The organism is Paenibacillus litoralis (assembly GCF_046244365.1).
Classification (GTDB): domain Bacteria; phylum Bacillota; class Bacilli; order Paenibacillales; family NBRC-103111; genus Paenibacillus_V.
In genome coordinates this window covers 4269826-4287057 of sequence record NZ_CP176395.1, presented here as the reverse complement: position 1 = coordinate 4287057, position 17232 = coordinate 4269826, and the positions used below count along the sequence as shown (strand labels likewise).

Sequence of the window (17232 nt, the reverse complement as noted above, 5' to 3'; positions counted from 1 at the left end):
AGGGACTGCCTGCAGTCATCGAAATGACCGGAGACAGCCCCTTCTTTTCAATTGGCTCTTAAACAGCTGCCGATTAGGACGGCACTTTAATCATGCCTGACGCTTGCTCGAACACTTCATCCATGCAGCGCTCCATACAGTTGCAATAGTAGTCTTTTCTGCAGATCGGACATGGAACGTTTTGGAGCCGGTTAATGCTCGAAGGCTTCATTTCGCCATTGACCATGACGACAAAAAGCTTGCATTTAGCCGAATCTTGCAGCGTCACGGCAACTTCATAGGCATCGCCCGATTTGCTTGATTTGACGATTTGGGCATCCTTCACAACAGGACGATAGATCATGCGGAAACCTCCAAAAATTAAGTGTCTTGAACAGTGATTATAGACGTATTCGAAGCTCAAAACAAGAGTAAACTTGTATCGCCGGCATTATTTCGTCCGCTTTTCTACTGAATAGTATTGCCAAAAAGTGAAAGCGCAACGCGCGGGGATTAGCAGGACTATAATAAAATAGCAAAAACGGAACAGCCCTTCTCGATCCGGCGATCAAAAAGGGCTGCCGCGGCAAATCCGGCAAATCCGGTTTGCCAAAACCGTTCGGAATAGAATTATGCTTCGTAATCGACGGCAACCGCCGACTCGCGAACGGTCGACATGTAAGCAATGACTTCTTGATGAACAGGATGAACCTGGTAAGCGTTCAGGTCGTCAAGGGAATCGAAGCGCGTAACGAGCGCGATGTCGTAGGAACGCTCGGTGTGCAAGACGTCCGCGCCAACTTCGAGATATTTCAATTGCGGGATTTTGCCTTCCATGTTAAGAAGTACTTCTTTCGTTTTGGCAACGACTTCCGGACTGCGGTCCTTCAGCTTGAAAAAGACGATGTGCGTAAACATGTGTGTTCCACCTTTCGATCTGCGAATGATTTATTAGGAAAGGCCGGATAAAGGCCGATCACGTTAACGGGCAGCTTCTTTTTCGAGTGACCATTGCTCGACGTCCCACGTCTTCGTTACCCAATCTTCATAGAAGTCGGGTTCGTGACAAACGAGCAGAATCGTCCCTTTATATTCCTTGAGCGCACGTTGAAGCTCCGCTTTGGCGATAACGTCAAGATGGTTCGTTGGTTCGTCGAACAAGATCCAGTTGCTTTCGCGCATAAGCAGCTTGCACAAGCGAACCTTCGCCTGCTCACCGCCGCTCAGCATGTTCATCGGACGCGTGATATGCTCGTTCTTGAGACCGCAGCGGGCAAGAGCCCCGCGGACTTCGTGCTGGTTCATATGCGAAAACTCGTTCCACACGTCGTCGATGGGCGTCATATTCGGCGCTTTTACTTCCTGTTCGAAATATGCAGGGAATAAGAAATCGCCCAGATAGGTGGAGCCGTTAAACGGCTTGATTTTACCCAAAATCGTCTTAAGCAGTGTGGATTTACCGACGCCGTTACAGCCGACGATAGCGATTTTGTCGCCGCGCTCGATCGTCATATTCATCTGAGGCAACAGCGCCTTCGTATAGCCGATTTCGAGATCTTTCCCTTCGAATACGATGCGGCCGCTTGCACGCGACTCCTTGAACACGAACGTAGGCTTCATCGCTTCCTCCGGACGGTCGATCCGTTCGATGCGTTCAAGCTGCTTCTGACGGCTCTTGGCGCGTCCCGACGTCGAATACCTTGCCTTATTGCGCTGAATGAAGTCTTCCTGTTTCTTAATAAATTCCTGCTGTTTCTCGTAGGCGTCGATATGCTGCGTCTTGTTCATGTCGGCCATATCGAGGAACTTCTCGTAGTTGGCGGAATAACGCGTCAGCTTCGCAAATTCAAGATGGTAAATGACGTTAACGACTTTATTCATAAACTCCGTATCATGCGAAATCAGCATGAAGGCATACGGATAGTTTTGCAAATAGTCCGTCAGCCATTCGATATGTTCAACGTCCAAATAGTTGGTCGGCTCGTCAAGCAGAAGCACGGTCGGCTGTTCGAGAAGAAGCTTGGCAAGCAGCACTTTGGTACGCTGTCCCCCGCTTAAAGATGCAACGTCCCGTTCCAAGCCGATGGCGCTGATCCCAAGCCCGTTAGCCATTTCCTCCACTTTGACGTCGATCATATAGAACCCGCTGTTCTCCAGCCTGTCCTGAATTTCGCCCATTTGCTCCAGCAGCAGCTCGAGCTCTTCCGGCGTTGCATCGGCCATCTTATCCGTTATGGCCATCATTTCCTTCTCCTCTTCGAACAGAGGCAGGAATGCATCCCGCATGATATCGCGGACCGTTTTACCTGGTGTCAGCTTCGAATGTTGGTCCAAATAGCCGTAATGAACCTTAGGCGTCCATTCGACCTTCCCCTGATCCTTCAACAATTGCCCGGTCAAAATATTCATCATCGTCGACTTGCCGACGCCGTTCGCGCCGACCAGTCCGACATGCTCGCCCGGAAGCAAGCGGAACGACACATTCTTAAACAGTACGCGATCCCCAAAAGTATGACTTAATTCTTCTACCGTCAAAAGGCTCATAATTCTCTATATGGCTCCTGTCGTTTCATAATTCGGTTTTTACCACCCTATATTATAGCACTAATAACGACAGGAGGAAACGGGAAAATACCTATTCACTAAAACCGTCCGAATCTACGGCAATTCTCCCGTTCGGCATTTAAGCAAGGTGTCAAAACCATCGCTAGATAAGCGACGTGCGGTCACGCATAGCTTTTGAATACACATTCGACGGAAGCCATCCGTATCCGGTCGCCGTCCTGGAGCGCGTATTCGCGGTGAGGAACAAGTCGTTCGCCGTTCAAAAAACTTCCGTTTTTGGACGCCAAGTCTTTGACGACATACTCTCTGCCGCTTTGTTCAAAAACAAGATGCTGCCTGGAAATACTCGCCGCATCCAGCTCGAAATCGGCGATCGGCGTTACGCTGGAAGCTACTTTTCTCCCTACGATCAAACTGCTGGAGGCGATCGGAAGAAAAACATGTTCATCGCCGGTGTGCACCTCCAAAACCGCCGCCGGAGCAAGCAGCGTCGTTTCCATTGCAGACTGACCAAGAAAAACCGTTCCGTCCGGCATGTCCAAATCCTCCGATTCCTTTTCAGGGACGAGCAAGGTCGTGCGCGACGATAATCCCGCATAATAATCGTCTATTCGGGATTCCGGCCGCCTTAAATTCCCCGCGTCACGATCAGCAGAATGATACGAACCGGCGTTCTTATCGATATCCAGCCCAACACCCGATAAATGCCGAATATCCATCCGTTCATTCACCGTATTTTTCGCCGAGCACTCATCAGAACCGTTGGCATACTTTTGCTTTCGTTCAACCTCCGCTTCTACTTCCGGCAAGCTTGGAGCAGAAGCATATCCTCCGCACCCGGCTTGGCTTTCCGTTTTCAGCTCTTTTCCTTGAAATGCCGGTAATTCAGTTCTCCCCCTACGCACGCTAACGATGCACACGGCTCCGCTAAGCAAAGTCGTCCCGAAACAAACGTTCAACACGGCCTCCGAGGGCTGAACGGCAAACCACAGCCATACCGCCAGTGCGCCGACTAGAGCGAACACTCCAAACAACCGGTAACGTCCTTTGGTGAGGAAATTCATTTGCGCCGCCGGTAAGTCGCCGAATTTGAATTCACGAATCGGAACTAGCGGTAAGCCGCCAGCAACCTCTCCTGTCGAATCTCCGCTGCTCGAAGCCGAATTACTAAACGGCTCTTGCCATTGATCATGATGCGGTTCCCTTTCTTTTTCCGCTTCCATTTGTCCGACAATCTCGAGCAGCAGACGCTTCAATGCCGAAATGCCGAACGTTTCCTCCTTCAAATAATCCAACAGTTCATTCACTCGGTATCCGTCAAAATCTTGCACATGCTCGAACATACGGCGCGTCAGCCGCCGGAATTCTTCTTGCAGCCCGCCCTTCCCACCGATATCCGCAATCGGAATGTACATTAAGTGCAAGTCGGTTATTTCTTTCCCCAGGAAAATGAACTCTTCCTGCAGCACATATTTGTTCTCATCGAGCATAAAAATGCTGCTGTCATCGATAATCGAAGCAATCGCATACAACATCCGATAGCACGCGAGCGGCGTAACCGAATCATTACGAAGCGCTTTGGCGAGAAGCCTCTTGCCTGAAGCCCGGTATTGAAGGGTTAAGCTGCCATCAACTTCTGCAAACTGGATGGGCAAAAGTCGCGGAATGCGATTGTGCCTAAGCATCTTCTCTTCCAACTCGCTTAGATCGCGAATGGTTAAAGACTCTTCCCGGGTCAGAGAGACGTATCCCGATTGCGGCTTCGACCACTCGACTTGAAGACCGTATAACGGCCGTTTCATCAAATCGTCCCCCTTTCACAAAAAAATGATCTCGAACCCTGCTACCACTGCACCTGGCAGAACGGCATACATGAATGGGAACTTGTGCAGTTCCGTCCTCTCGGCGGGCTGAAACCACGCGAACCGCTTAGTAAAAACCAGTCCGACGTAGACGAAAAGCAGACGTTCGGCCAGGGCAATCAGCCGCCCCTTAAACAGCAGCACCATAATGGCAATCAGGCCTGCTATCAGCAAAGAATAGAACGAACAAACAAGGACGAAACGAACGCCTCCAATCGCGCCGATCGCCGCAAACAGCTTGACATCCCCCGCTCCAAGCGCACCGCATAAGTGAAGCAAAAGCATCAAACCAAAGCCCGCCGCCATTCCCATTGCCGATTCTCGCAACTCACCTACCCCTCCAACGAGGCCATTCAGAAGAATACCAACCGCAGCCCCGCCTGCCGTCATCCAATTCGGAATGATTCGGCGACGCGCATCCGTCCAAAAAGCTCCCGCCAGCAGGACGGCGAGAAGCGTCCATATTACCACCCGTCCTCGCCCCCGTTATTCAGTTTCCAACCCATGTCCGTTCAAAGGAAGACTTTGCGATAACAACCGTCTTGCGAACGAATGGAATCGGCAAAACATACTCATATTCGGCTTCGATTCCGATAAACGCCTTCCCGTGATTCCCCATTTCGGGAAGCGTCACCTTCACCACTTTTAAGCGATCCGCCTTCAGTTTTTTTGCGTTGTCGCTTTTTAGAACCAGCGCGGCAAACGCCTTATTGACGATCGGCGAAACCGCCTTGTCGACTGCCTCCGTTACCTGTTCCTGACCAGCCGCCTCCATCTGCTCGCGCTTCGTCTGCTCGATTTTTACAAGTTCAACCAAAGCATCCGGTATAAACGCGGCATATTGCTGAATCAATCGCTCTGCCCCCGTCACTATACTTCTCGCACTCATGATTCTGCTTGCCATTTCTTGGAGAAGCTGAGCCGGCCGGCTTTGCAGCACTTGCGACTTCGCTTCAACATAGAGCAGTTCCACCGGATACATATTGGCGGCTATCGTTTGTGTCGTATCCGACAGAGACGTCTGCAATGCCGTCCCAACAATCGAGATTTGCAGCAGTGCATGCAGCGCAAGCACAAGCATAAGGAAAAACGGGAGCGTCACCGCCGCTTCGACCGCCGCTCCCCCATCCGCACTTCGCACAAAAGCGCGACCAGGGAATCCCTTCACCCATCCGACCACCTTCCGTCACCTTCCTCGCAACACTCAGTAAGACATGGAAGCCGATTTAAACATTTCGCATCGATTCCCCCGCGGTTCGCAGCTAATGCCGCCGGATACATTTGCGACCTTCGCCAAAAGCGGCGCAAACCATAGCCTCATGGAGGTTTGGGCATTCGCTTGAATCGAGGCAGCGTGGAGGGTTAAATCCTTCCCCGTATTTAGTTCGATCAATCCTTGCATCCGCGTCATCATCGCCGTATCATTCGTATGAAGCAGCATGAATATCCTTAGCAGCTCCTTGTAGTCGACGGTTACGCCTGCAGCCTTCTTTAAGATCGGAACCGCATCGCCATCGATAAGCTTGCTCATATCGGCAAACGCATCGATCGCTCCTTGGGCCAAACCCGCTAAAAACACTAACAGCGGCGACCCCGCTTGCAGCAACTGTTTCTTGGGATCGGCAAGCGCCTCAGTCGTGCGGACGGCCAAAAGCATCACATACATCTCTCCGTAAGCTGCCGATACATTTGCCGCACAGGAATCGAATCCGTATAAGATGTATTCCGCTTCTTGATTGGCAAGGACATGTGTAGCCGGCGCAGACCGCTCGGAGGATGGCTTCGGTTTGCCATTCGCAGCTTTTTCCATCCCAAACGTCCGATAGTTGAATTTAGTAAGGGCGAATTCAGTCATATACAACTCCGATCGGAACCCTGTCAGCACATCGGTAAATCGTTTGATCCAGGTCATCGCGTTTTTGCCGGCCGTGCCTGGATCGCCGGGTTCGTAAAACGTATCTTTAGCGGCAGCGGCAATTTGATTGAAGCCGGCATACTTACGAGCCAAACCGTCAATATTCCGACCGTTATCGCCTTCCAGCTTTTTGTAAGCCTCAACCGATCGATCAGCCGACAAAACACCGCAGCTCCCCATCGCATTTCGCGCATTGTTTAAAGCTCCCTGCATGATCGTATGCTGTTTCCTTTTCTCCTCCGCGAGATCACCGTTTCGCGATTTTCTTTCATTTTCCTTAGCCCCCTGCTCTGCCCGAAATCGATCCGCTTGAACCTTCAGTTCCGTTACAGATCCGGACATTGCAGAGAATGTCTCGCCGGCAATCCAACCCGCCTCCTCGATTTTTTGCCTCAGCCCTTGGACGATAGCTGCGAGCTTTGCCGCATCCGTCTTGTATATGGAGAAGTACGTCAAATCATAGACGGGAACATGTTCCCAAACACTCTCCGCAGCACCAGGTCCGTTCATTCCGCCCGCTTCTTGCTGCAGTCTTCGTTTCTCGGATGCCACTTCGTCATTAAGCCGCTGGGCTTCGCCAATAAGTTGAGCTACCTCTCCGTATTGTCGATTAAAGCGTTCTGCATCCGGTCCGATTTCCGATTTGAGCGCTTGAACTGCCGCCGCATATCGTATCGAATCTTCAAGCAACCTTTCAAGCTCGAATTTGGTTGCCAGCAGCGACTCGATGCCGGCGGACGCCGATTGAAGATCATCTTCCAGCGCTCGTTCCTCTTCGTAAAGCGAACTAAGCTCGTCCGCATACAGCTCGGTTTTTTTGACAAGCTCGGATATACGTCCGCGCGTCGACGAAAGCGATTGACGAATCGATTCCGCCGATTCCTGCATCGTCCGCACTCTATCGGAAGCATCCGACAACGCGCGTTTGAGCTCGGCAGCGTCGTTCAGTCCGATTTTTTGTCCCCATTCGTGAAGTTCAGAGAGCTTTGCGGCATATTTACTATGGAAAATCCGGGCCTGTTCCGTTTCCTCTAGCGCCTTTGTCCACGCCTCGTCCAACGCTCTATCCCGCTTCTCCAACATTCCTTCGAGTTTTTCGGCGTTATCGCCGAAAGCTGCCGTCGATGTCAAGTTCGAGGCGATGCCGGATTTCCGGAATTTATCCGTCAATTCAAGCGCAAATTCGATCGGCGCCCGGTATTTCATTTCTTCCTGTACCTGCTGCCGAAAGACGACATGATTGGCCAATGTTTGCAGTGCCGTAACCTTCCAACCGCCTGGCTGAAGCCGTAGATCCAGCTCTCGGAACGATCCCCCATTGGCGGACCCCCCCTTGACATTCCGGTCGACAACCTGCGAGAAAAGTCCGGGGGCATCAACACTCTCGGAATCGAGTCCGAATAACCCATAGGTTTGCAGACTGGAATCGAATGCCGACAACGCCGAACGAACGCCCTTGCGGACGGCCGATTCCGTCTCCCTTTCCGCTTGCCGAATTCTTACGACATCGATAAGCAGCGCATGAAACAAAAAAATAGGTACAATTACGATAATCAAGTATACGGAAACCGATCCATTCGCGGAGCGAAGCTTCCCGAACAGTCTTTTCAATGTAAATTGTCACCCTCTTTCGATTTCCTCCAGTCCATCAATTGTGAATGATTACGATGATGCCGTTTCGTTCCAACTCCTTCCGCAGTTTATTCGACAAGTCGATCTTCCCGCTTTTTGTACGGAAAAAGTGCCAGACCACGCCCTTCACCTTACCTGTTCGCATCAGTTCCACATCCTTGGAGAGCTGCTGGCGCGCATCTGCGGCATTAACCGTAAACTTCGCCTCATGGGCAACGCCGTCATTGTCGAGAACATCGATCTTACGCCTTTGTCCGACAGTCTCCGTTTCGAAGTATACGGTCTTTCCGCCCACGGTCTTTCTCAAGTAAGCAGCCGCTTCAGCCTCCGAACGAATAGAAACCGATTCTCCGGAAGCCTCCTCATTACCAAACTGTTCCTTAATAGCTTCATTCGCGGAAGTCGTCGAAAGCGATTGGAGGAGTCTATCCATGTACGTCCGGGTTAAATCTACGGTGCGGATCAGTTCGACCGGTTCGGTTACAAGCGAGACTGAAGCGCCCGATACTGCGTTCTCCCCCTTTCGCCAACCAGATAGCAGCGAAGGAATCCGAAAAATGCCGGAAAGCTGGACTTGAACGCTCCGTTTGAACCAAGTGTTCGTATAACTGAGCTCGCTGCGCAAGCTGTCAGGAAGCAAACGTCCCGCTTGACGCAATTTGCTCTTTACAACCCCTCCGTCGTTCGAAGCCGATTCTGCCGGCAGGACGACCGATGTCCGCACTGCATTTCCTGTAAATCGCAGTAAACCGAATAAACCGTCCTCTGCAACCCGCCAGTAAAGTCCATCTCCCGCCCCAAGCGGTGCAGCGCCGGTAGCCGGATCCCGATGCGAGTTATCCCAGTTGAATGCAGCGCGTTCCGCAGTTAAGGCCGAAGTCTGCACTAATGCAGCACGATCGTAAATAATAAGACCTAGCGCAAGCAGGAGGAGAGTCGAAACAAACACTGCAGGATAAACGAGCGAAGCCTCCAGCGTGTAACTCCCTTGTTCGCCCTTCAGCAAGCGCTTCATCATTCGGCCAGCCGCAACGCCCGATGACACTCGCATCGATTACGGCTTGGCGGTAGGACTTATACTGCTGCCGTCCAAGTTTTGATTATTGATTTCCGTGTCGGCTTTATTGAACAAATCGCCTACCCACTTCATGATCCACTTTCTAAATGCGACCGCTATAATCACGATGACGGCAAGAATCAACAGCACCTCAAGCGTGCCGAGCCCTTCTTCGTCTTTCCAAAAAGCCGCTGCGCGTCCACTCCATTGTTTCCCCATACTTTATCCCTCCGTTTATTGTTGATTCATAAATAAGATGGCAGGCGCCGCCACCACGATTACGACGACACCGAATATGACGACCATCGGAAACACCATTTTTGACGACGCCTCCTCACCCAGCGTCTTCGCCGTCGACAACCGCCTATCCCAAAGAGCGCGCGACAAATCGCGCAGCGCATATATAAGCTCATCCCCGCCTCTACGAATATTCAGCAGCATGGCACTGGAAAACATCGACACCTCCTGGACGGCTACCCGCCGGGACAAATCTTCCATCGCCTGAGGGAATGAACGGTTATTATTCAGCTCGTTGGCAAGCTGCCGCAGCTCCTTATGCAGAGGATGGCCGGCGTCGGCCTTATCCTGCGATACTGATAACATGAAATAATCATGTATACCGAAACTCCGCATTTAACTGTGTTTTTTCGTCCAACAATATTTCAAACAGTGAAATAGTCTTGTATACTGTTGTAATTGCAGTGAATTATAGAGTAATGATGCGAGAAGCGCCGAGGATATCGACTTTTTTGTTCGAGGATAAATAGGGGAACAACTAAAAAAGCGCCAATTAATTGGCGCTTTTTTTACATTGCGATGGTGGAATATATAAGTCCTTTACGAAGTACGTATTAGCAGTTCTTTTTTCAACCAATCAGATGCTTTAGGGAGAAAGTTTATTAAAGAAGTTATGGCAAGTATTTTGTACGGCTTTAAAGCCTCTCCTCGCTCTTCCAGGTGATTAATGGCCCATTTTATTCTAAGAATTTGATAATCCTCTGGGGATTCAATGAGTTCATCCAAAATCTTTCGTGTTTTAGGCAACTTATGCAAATTGCATTTCAAGAGCGACACTTTACCGATTTCAACAGCGATCAACCTTTTGGTAAGTCGAATTGGTTTACCGTTTTGAGACCTTAATCTTTCAATTGCTGCAATAACCTCTTTTTTGACATCCTCATCCCGTTTCTTCCAATCGTATTCTCTTTTGATACCTCCTCTCTTGGGTTTTGGAAGATGCTGATTTAACCAATCATCATCGTGCCTGCGCAGCCAAGTGATTTCCGTATTTACTAGTTGTTTCAGTTCATGTCTCCCCATATCTTTATTTAAGTTAATAGCTCGGAGAAAATTACTCCTATGTTTACTTCTCTTCAATAAGAATGATTCTGTTTTTCGATCGGCCTTATTAACCATTGTTTTCATTCCTTTCCGATTTTTATATTTATTGATCGTAGAAATGCTAACATTTAACTCTTTTGCGATCTGGCTAACACTTTGTTTTCTTTCTTCGAACAATCGAACAACTTCATTTTCCCAAACATGGCCGTAAGAGATGACAAAACAGTTCTTCATCCATTTTAATGGATCGTCAACGAAGGGGGTGGCACGTGAGTATACAAAACCGCATTCACAAAAAAACATACACTTCGTTTCACTCTTAGTCTTAAAAATTTTAAATTTATTGATAACGGCTTTTTTGTAATGATCAGCCGCTGGATTGATGCATATCCACGGTCCTTCACCAAATGGAAGGGGATCATGATATTCAGGTTCTTGAGCAAAAAACTGCTCAGGTGTGATTCCTATTAAGCCAATCAAAAGTAGGTGACGTACAGGCTCAATTGGTTTTTTTAAGCATGGAATCAGAAGATTAGTTAACCAATTTGTTTTCTGCTTTATATCGATAAAGCAGTCAATTTGTTTCAGAAGTTCGCAATCATAGCGATCGAGAAAACGTTTTGTTAATTCTCCCCGCTGTATTCCACGCGAGTCAACACAACCCAATCTTCTCAAATAGTAAATGTACTTTTGATGCAACTTACCTACACCTAAAACTTGTTGTTCATTATTAAGCAGCCAATGAACACCATCAGCTATTTCTTCATAAAACTCACGGTAATGCTCCTTCTTCTCTGATATAAAGTAAGTAGTAGGTTGCTCACTGTTTAACGGGTATATGTTGTTTGAAAGATTATTCACTCCAATTTTGACTTGGCTGAATTTCAACCACTCGCGGTGATAGTGGCATATTTCGACCCCCAATACCTGATGAGATCGATGCCAGTAAGGTTCACCAAAATTATCAATATCGGATTCAATACAGGAAGAACAAAATCTAAAATAAGTAGGATGCTTTATTTTTAATCCTCCTAAATGACTACGATACTCATTCCCCATATTTTCCAATATTAAATCGACTTTTGTCTGTTCTAAAAATGGTTGAATCAGAGGTATAAAGGTGTGCATGCTGATCAAATCGTTGGGTGTTAGCATCTTATCAGGCAATCGTTCAGACAATTTATTCAAAAAATTAGGGAAATCAACAAATTCAGTAGAAAGTAATCCAACCCTCGTTGTTCCAAATAGGTCTTCTATCGTGTGCTTAAAACGAAGATTTGAACTCCAAAGATGATATCTCGCAATAATCGAATATAATAGTTCATCGGGGTAAGGTGTCGGAAATCTTGGCAGCACGAGCGGGTGCTCATCATTATATGATTTCATGCAGATCCCTCTTTTGATCGTCTATTAAAGCTTCCATTTCTTCTTGACTAAGCAAGCTCTTTTGTTGTTTCTTTTTCTTCGGCGAATCTTCCGTAGATTCAATTTGAACCTTCAAGTTACTTGACATTTCTAATGCATAATGCATTGCTTTTGTAAGATCATTATCGCTCGCGTGGAGTTCCGCCGCTTTTTGCGCTGATTCTGACGCGATATTTAATGCTACACCTGCCTCCATAAGCCAATTTTTTATGCGATTGAATGGGGAGTTTTTCATATCCTCTTGACTTTTTAGTGTTTTATACTGGTTAATAAGCGTGTTCTTTGATCCAAGAATCGAAACGCGCTCATTTGCGTCGCGCAAATATGAATCAATATCGATTACCATATCGCTGTATCTTGCCAGTTTCGCATCATCGTTTTGTCGCAATGCATCTAACATCGGTTTTGCAAGCCGTAAGCTGTCCTTGGCAACTTGACGGATTAAGGAAGCAGTTATTTTTTCATTTTCTTCGCCAATCACACGCCATTGTGCCAGTTTGTAAAGTTTCACAGCGATATCGATAATTCCTTGGGATTCATCGTACATTACTTGGCTGATTTTCGGAGTAAGGGGTGTAACTACGTTTGTCCATTGATATTCCCATAGCTTATTAATAAAGAAGCCCCATTCCTCATCGTTGCTCATGTTTGTCCAAATCACGTCGCCTTGTCCCGAACTGCGCCTCGCAGTCGCAAAATCTTTACTCAACAACTGATGCGCTCTGTATGTTCCAACAAGAACAACAGGAACACCAATTGTGTTTATCAACTTCACTAAGGCGTTAATAATAACTTGCACGTCATTTCTTTTTGCTTCGTTCAAGTTTTGAATCTCATCGATTACCAATACCCCGATTCCATATATGCTTGCAACATTTTCCATTGTGTCAATAAGTACATTTGTCGCTTCTCTTTTGTACCTTGCTCTATATTTTGTTCCCAGGATCTTATCCAGGGATTGAAAAAAATTCAAACACATAGATCGAAGTGAGCCGTCTTTGGGACAATCAATTTTTAACCATACTAACTGACTTTGAATAAACGTTTCACCGTTGTAGCTTGTATGTTGGATCACTTGTGGATAAAGTCCCAACACGCTTTCGATAGCAGTGCTTTTCCCTAGCCCACTGCAACCAAGCACCGCAAACCCTGCGGCGGTTGAGCGTATTAGAGGCACATAGTTTTCATCTTCATTCCAATAAAGATTTTTAAACGCTGAACGCATTTGTTTTTTCCACTCCTTATCGATGGGATTCCTTGCCATGTAACCATGACGAATCATTCTTGAAAATCTTTTTTCAAGGTCGAGGTGCGAGGGCAATGGCAACACAAAATTATCGATCGTTTGAACCAACTGGAGGCGATCATTGGGTGGAAGCAACCGTTCCGACTCTTCATACGCAGGCATTCTATCTATTCTTATTGAAACATCCTCCCATTCCAGGATCGGAGGCAACGCTTCGATATAAGGATTGTGGCGATACGCCGCGATTGCCGCCTCTTTATAAACCGCGTTGATTCTGTTCCCTTTAAGAACAATTGTCCCTTTGTCGACTTCTTCTAAATAAGTGTCTTTCGACATCTTTGCATCTCCTTATCGATTCATCAGTTTTTTTAAGGCCGATTTATTTAGTGATGGCACAAATTCTTCATCATCATCTTCTTCAAAACGAATATCGGGGTTATTCGGGATTCTGTTTTGCAGAATCAAACTGTTTCGATCAGCCTCTTCAGCAAGACGTCTTGTTCGTTCCTCATTCTTGCTTTCATTAACATTTTCGGTTCTTTTGCCACGACCGCTCCTTTCCCTGTTCTTCAACTCCATTTTCTTAGTTGATTCTTCAATCATGGCTTTCTCGTACACTTTCAATTCCGCATTTGATTCATGCTGTTGCTTTTGTTGCAACTTGGCCTTTATTTTTTCCCGTTTTTCTATGTCATCGATCTCGGCCTCATGGTATTTTTGGTAGAACTTGTCCTTCTCGACAAGTTCACAACGCTCGACCTTTCCGTCATCCAAGAGAAAGTAAATATAGTTAGGGTTCCGTTTATCATATGCAACCTCTATTTTTTCGTAAGCTGCGTTTCTGGCTCTTACAAACCAACCATTGTCCTGAGCAAAACGGCCTGTGTAATATCTATTTCCAATTCTGAGTCCCCCTTTAGTAACTGAAGCTTTTTTCTGCGGCATTAAATGAAACATCACTTTTTGAGCAGAATATTGTCGTAAGGCGCCTCCGTTTTTTATCCCCCAATCCCACAGGTCATTGGGAGTTGGAAGAATATTATCCTTCAACATGGTTTCGTTCATCGGATAATCTACCATTATGTGGTTGTTGTGGTGGGCAATAATGGCATCAACGTATTTCGTAAATTCCTCTATATCAACAACTGCGTCTTCGCGGTAATCTTTTTCTCCTCTTTCCCTGTATCCTTTTTTGACCGCCCCTGGAATGTTTCTTAATTTTATACGCAACTGGTTAAACATCTGTTCAATGATTCCCTTCCAATCCGCCCGATAGGATGCGGTGTTGGTTAGAATTACGGCAAATGCTTCAGCCATATGGTCAGATGCCATTCCAAGCTGTTCCCGTGCTCGATCCCAAACAATACACTCTGGCAAATAGCATATTTTCTCCATGGGATCATCTGTGTGAAAGGCGGGATTGGCGTTTGAAAATGCGTCATACAATGCCATTTGAACAGCCATCCAACTTGGGTCATTCACACTTACATATCTGCCGACGATTTTTCTTGCGAGAACATCCATAACCAAATAAACAGTAGCTTTCCCAATGTTTCTTGAAGGGTCAAAACGATTAACTAAATGAACGCTAGTGATTGTTGAGTCGATTTGATAAACTGATCCAGCTCCAATTTGGTCGTTATCGGTCGAACTCCCTAACACCTCACGCTTATTTAAATTAAAAAGTTTCGTTCCCTCTCTTGCTTTAAGCTCACTTACCACATCACGATTTTTATAGTGCAGAGATTTAAATTGGTCCCAAGATGGATACTTCCCTTCGGGATCAAGTATGGGGACGGTTAGGCCATCTTTGTTAATTCTTTTATCGATGGTGTAATATTCAACTAGAAAAGCGTCATAGGTCTCGGGTAGAGAAGGTTTCTTTTGGGAGTAGAAAAACCTTTTAATAAAGCTGAGAATCAATCTTTCCGTTCTTTCATCTATATTTATTCCTTCTTGAGTCGGATCGGCTTCAAGTATGAACCGCGGCCTTCCTCTTTTAGGGATTTTTTTTCCTTCAACCTTCGCCTTTTGGAGCATCTCTTCCGTAATAACTCTGGGCTTTCCAGGAGCGCCGAATTCTTCAAAATGCGGGTAAAGAGCGTCTTCGGTTTTGCCATACTTCCAAAACTTCCTAAACAATCGGTATATCGATTTTTTGGTTTTCAAACCCTTCTCTTTTTTTTCTAGAATTTCTTTAATAATCGCGCCGCGCAACTTTGAGACGTATATGTCAGGTTCGTCTAACAAGTAATTCCCGATTTTCTTCCATGTTTCATCGCGTTTAGCAACATGTTTCTTGTATTGTTCGTCTTTAGAATTAATTCTTCGAACATAAGGATCAATAGGTCTAACCACCGCTTGCTCTGCGGACAATGCCTCTTGAATTTCGGAGAGGGCTTGAAATTGTGGAAGCTCCTCATCGCCATCTTCCTTGTCAGCAAGGGAAAACAGAACAATTTCATCCCTTTTTTCATCTATCCAAAGAACCCGCTGCATCAAAATCTCTTTTTCATCAAAGCCCCTATTCCATTGAATAACAGAATTTTTCGCTAAGATCATTTCCCTTCACTCCAAATTATTGATGAAAGAGATTTTGATTTCTCTCAAATGAAAGCGGCTCTGCGGTGTCAAGCTTGCGCGTTATATCTATAAGCCAATATCGGTTAGCAATCAAATGCTTGACCGCCCATAGCGAAGTGCCAACATCTAGTCCCAATTTTTCATCTGTCTCCCTGCAAGCATTTGCCCACGCAGTATCAGATTTGTGCATTTTCGAATACAGAACACTTTCAATTTCGGCCATTCGATCGGCAGCTCCCCGAGGAGCAAATGTCACATCTTTCGTGGGATGAAGCCGTTCAATATTTCTCATTGACGTCCTTGGTATATCGTTTTCAGTAATCACCCTAAACTCAATACCTTTTTCATGCCAATATGTGCGTTCCAAAAACGTTCTCACTTTACTTGAAGTTTTACTTTTCTCATATTTGACCGAAAACGCTATAAGTTTCGTTCCATGATCCAGTTTTATCTCCACCAGAAAATCGGTAGTCAGGACAACAGGTTCCCCAGTTTTGTTATCAAAGGGATGCGTTAATTGAAATCGGCGCGCGACGTCAACCGTATTATCAATTGGCAACAACGGATACTTTTCACGAATATCCATCACTTTTTCCGACCACTCCAACAGATAAAAAAATGACAGTTCCAAATTTGAAAGAAAATGGTGCAGCCTTCTAGTTTTCCACCCTTTTACCCGATGTGAAAAGCCAAGAGTAAAACCATCGCGCACTGTTGTCCATGGTTTATACCCGCTACCAACCCCTTGTCCGCGGCCTCGGTTTTTCATTATATCTATCCGCGATTTTACAATTCCGTGGCTTCTTCTCAAACGAATCAGTCCCTTTCCAAAACTTCATATTACCTTTTATTCCCAGTATTCGTGAAAAAAATTCACCATTCGGTTACAATTTTCAGATTTTTCACATGCCTGTGATTTAGCGACGAGCCCTGTTACTGTTCCCATTCTATCGACGGCCAATGTGCAATTCCAGAACCAATAATTTCATACATAAATTAGCTTTAAATGCAATATATACATGTTTTCTTTTGTTTTTTTATTTTCCGAATTTTGTTTTTTTGCATAAAAAATTTGCTAACGAAACATCTATATATTTTTCCATAGGTTTATAAACCCTACAAAAAAACAAAAAGACGGTTTTAAAACCCGTCTTTTTAACCATCCTTTTTCATTTGTAAGAACCTGTTAAAGTCATAAAGTCTTGTTACAAAAGTTTCCCGATCAGGGTGAGAACAAAATTCAATCATATTGTGAAACAAAAAGGTTATCTCCGTGAGAAGGGCAACATCGTCTAAATGACTTCTGATCTGCATTGGCGGAACATAATCTTTGGCGACTAAAGCAATAATATCGCGCCAATTGCTCGCCGCTTTGGGATCGTTCCCTTTCAGCACTTCGATTGAGCCAAAACGCGTCGTATCGTCAATTGTTAACAATATTGCTTCAAAGTTTTCTGTCGAGACGGTCTTCTTTTCTAAAAACCGATTAATAATGTTTACGGCATCTTTTTTTTGCATGTAATTCTTTCTGTTTTTATAACGAAGTATTTTTAAAAACTTATCGAGAAATATATCTCTCTGTTCTGTTGATTGATTCTCCATATATAGCCTAACTCTGTTTGTATAC

15 protein-coding genes are annotated in these 17232 nt (G+C 46.0%); all 15 read right to left on the bottom strand.

Annotated elements, in window-relative coordinates:
- Nucleotides 1–73: 73 nt before the first annotated feature.
- The 15 genes from ACKGJP_RS17800 to ACKGJP_RS17730 all read right to left on the bottom strand — a co-directional run bounded on the left by ACKGJP_RS17800 (nt 74) and on the right by ACKGJP_RS17730 (nt 17207).
- Nucleotides 74–343 carry a hypothetical protein gene (locus tag ACKGJP_RS17800; RefSeq protein ID WP_409346957.1) on the bottom strand — a complete coding sequence of 90 codons (270 nt, stop codon included), beginning with the start codon at nt 341–343 and terminating at the stop codon, nt 74–76.
- 266 nt (nt 344–609) lie between these two features.
- A complete protein-coding gene (locus ACKGJP_RS17795; RefSeq protein WP_409346956.1) occupies nt 610–897 on the bottom strand; it encodes a Dabb family protein in 288 nt (95 codons plus the stop codon).
- Nucleotides 898–960: 63 nt separating this feature from the next.
- Complete coding sequence (locus ACKGJP_RS17790; RefSeq protein WP_409346955.1) at nt 961–2523, bottom strand: ABC-F family ATP-binding cassette domain-containing protein; 1563 nt, start codon at nt 2521–2523, stop codon at nt 961–963.
- 182 nt (nt 2524–2705) lie between these two features.
- Entirely contained in the window at nt 2706–4346 is a 1641-nt protein-coding gene (locus ACKGJP_RS17785) for a DUF6382 domain-containing protein (protein ID WP_409346954.1), read from the bottom strand.
- A 15-nt stretch (nt 4347–4361) separates the two neighbouring features.
- Nucleotides 4362–4877 (bottom strand): prepilin peptidase, encoded by a 516-nt coding sequence (locus ACKGJP_RS17780; protein WP_409346953.1) that lies wholly within the window; start codon nt 4875–4877, stop codon nt 4362–4364.
- A gap of 19 nt (nt 4878–4896) precedes the next feature.
- Nucleotides 4897–5574, bottom strand: a complete 678-nt coding sequence (locus tag ACKGJP_RS17775) for a TadE/TadG family type IV pilus assembly protein (protein WP_409346952.1) — start codon at nt 5572–5574, stop codon at nt 4897–4899.
- 36 nt (nt 5575–5610) lie between these two features.
- Complete coding sequence (locus ACKGJP_RS17770) at nt 5611–7932, bottom strand: hypothetical protein (RefSeq protein WP_409346951.1); 2322 nt, start codon at nt 7930–7932, stop codon at nt 5611–5613.
- 37 nt (nt 7933–7969) lie between these two features.
- Nucleotides 7970–8971 carry a hypothetical protein gene (locus ACKGJP_RS17765; RefSeq protein WP_409346950.1) on the bottom strand — a complete coding sequence of 334 codons (1002 nt, stop codon included), beginning with the start codon at nt 8969–8971 and terminating at the stop codon, nt 7970–7972.
- 36 nt (nt 8972–9007) lie between these two features.
- Nucleotides 9008–9229: a Flp1 family type IVb pilin gene (locus ACKGJP_RS17760; RefSeq protein ID WP_409346949.1), complete on the bottom strand. Its 222-nt coding sequence runs from the start codon at nt 9227–9229 to the stop codon at nt 9008–9010.
- 15 nt (nt 9230–9244) lie between these two features.
- Nucleotides 9245–9613: a type II secretion system F family protein gene (locus ACKGJP_RS17755; RefSeq protein ID WP_409346948.1), complete on the bottom strand. Its 369-nt coding sequence runs from the start codon at nt 9611–9613 to the stop codon at nt 9245–9247.
- 234 nt (nt 9614–9847) lie between these two features.
- Nucleotides 9848–11737, bottom strand: coding sequence for a TnsD family Tn7-like transposition protein (locus ACKGJP_RS17750; RefSeq protein WP_409346947.1), 1890 nt, complete (start codon nt 11735–11737; stop codon nt 9848–9850).
- Nucleotides 11724–13358: an ATP-binding protein gene (locus ACKGJP_RS17745; RefSeq protein ID WP_409346946.1), complete on the bottom strand. Its 1635-nt coding sequence runs from the start codon at nt 13356–13358 to the stop codon at nt 11724–11726. The genes ACKGJP_RS17750 and ACKGJP_RS17745 overlap by 14 nt, the downstream gene beginning before the upstream one ends.
- A gap of 12 nt (nt 13359–13370) precedes the next feature.
- Nucleotides 13371–15584 carry a Mu transposase C-terminal domain-containing protein gene (locus ACKGJP_RS17740; RefSeq protein WP_409346945.1) on the bottom strand — a complete coding sequence of 738 codons (2214 nt, stop codon included), beginning with the start codon at nt 15582–15584 and terminating at the stop codon, nt 13371–13373.
- Nucleotides 15585–15600: 16 nt separating this feature from the next.
- A complete protein-coding gene (locus ACKGJP_RS17735) occupies nt 15601–16374 on the bottom strand; it encodes a TnsA endonuclease C-terminal domain-containing protein (RefSeq protein ID WP_409346944.1) in 774 nt (257 codons plus the stop codon).
- Nucleotides 16375–16760: 386 nt separating this feature from the next.
- A complete protein-coding gene (locus tag ACKGJP_RS17730) occupies nt 16761–17207 on the bottom strand; it encodes a hypothetical protein (protein ID WP_409346943.1) in 447 nt (148 codons plus the stop codon).
- Nucleotides 17208–17232: the final 25 nt, after the last annotated feature.

Excerpts from the sequence above, each read along its gene's own strand:
- ACKGJP_RS17800 (WP_409346957.1), bottom strand. The coding sequence starts at position 343 with ATGATCTATCGTCCTGTTGTGAAGGATGCCCAAATCGTCAAATCAAGC.
- ACKGJP_RS17795 (WP_409346956.1), bottom strand. The coding sequence starts at position 897 with ATGTTTACGCACATCGTCTTTTTCAAGCTGAAGGACCGCAGTCCGGAA.
- ACKGJP_RS17790 (WP_409346955.1), bottom strand. The coding sequence starts at position 2,523 with ATGAGCCTTTTGACGGTAGAAGAATTAAGTCATACTTTTGGGGATCGC.
- ACKGJP_RS17785 (WP_409346954.1), bottom strand. The coding sequence starts at position 4,346 with ATGAAACGGCCGTTATACGGTCTTCAAGTCGAGTGGTCGAAGCCGCAA.
- ACKGJP_RS17765 (WP_409346950.1), bottom strand. The coding sequence starts at position 8,971 with ATGATGAAGCGCTTGCTGAAGGGCGAACAAGGGAGTTACACGCTGGAG.
- ACKGJP_RS17760 (WP_409346949.1), bottom strand. The coding sequence starts at position 9,229 with ATGGGGAAACAATGGAGTGGACGCGCAGCGGCTTTTTGGAAAGACGAA.
- ACKGJP_RS17755 (WP_409346948.1), bottom strand. The coding sequence starts at position 9,613 with ATGTTATCAGTATCGCAGGATAAGGCCGACGCCGGCCATCCTCTGCAT.
- ACKGJP_RS17750 (WP_409346947.1), bottom strand. The coding sequence starts at position 11,737 with ATGAAATCATATAATGATGAGCACCCGCTCGTGCTGCCAAGATTTCCG.
- ACKGJP_RS17745 (WP_409346946.1), bottom strand. The coding sequence starts at position 13,358 with ATGTCGAAAGACACTTATTTAGAAGAAGTCGACAAAGGGACAATTGTT.
- ACKGJP_RS17740 (WP_409346945.1), bottom strand. The coding sequence starts at position 15,584 with ATGATCTTAGCGAAAAATTCTGTTATTCAATGGAATAGGGGCTTTGAT.
- ACKGJP_RS17735 (WP_409346944.1), bottom strand. The coding sequence starts at position 16,374 with ATGAAAAACCGAGGCCGCGGACAAGGGGTTGGTAGCGGGTATAAACCA.
- ACKGJP_RS17730 (WP_409346943.1), bottom strand. The coding sequence starts at position 17,207 with ATGGAGAATCAATCAACAGAACAGAGAGATATATTTCTCGATAAGTTT.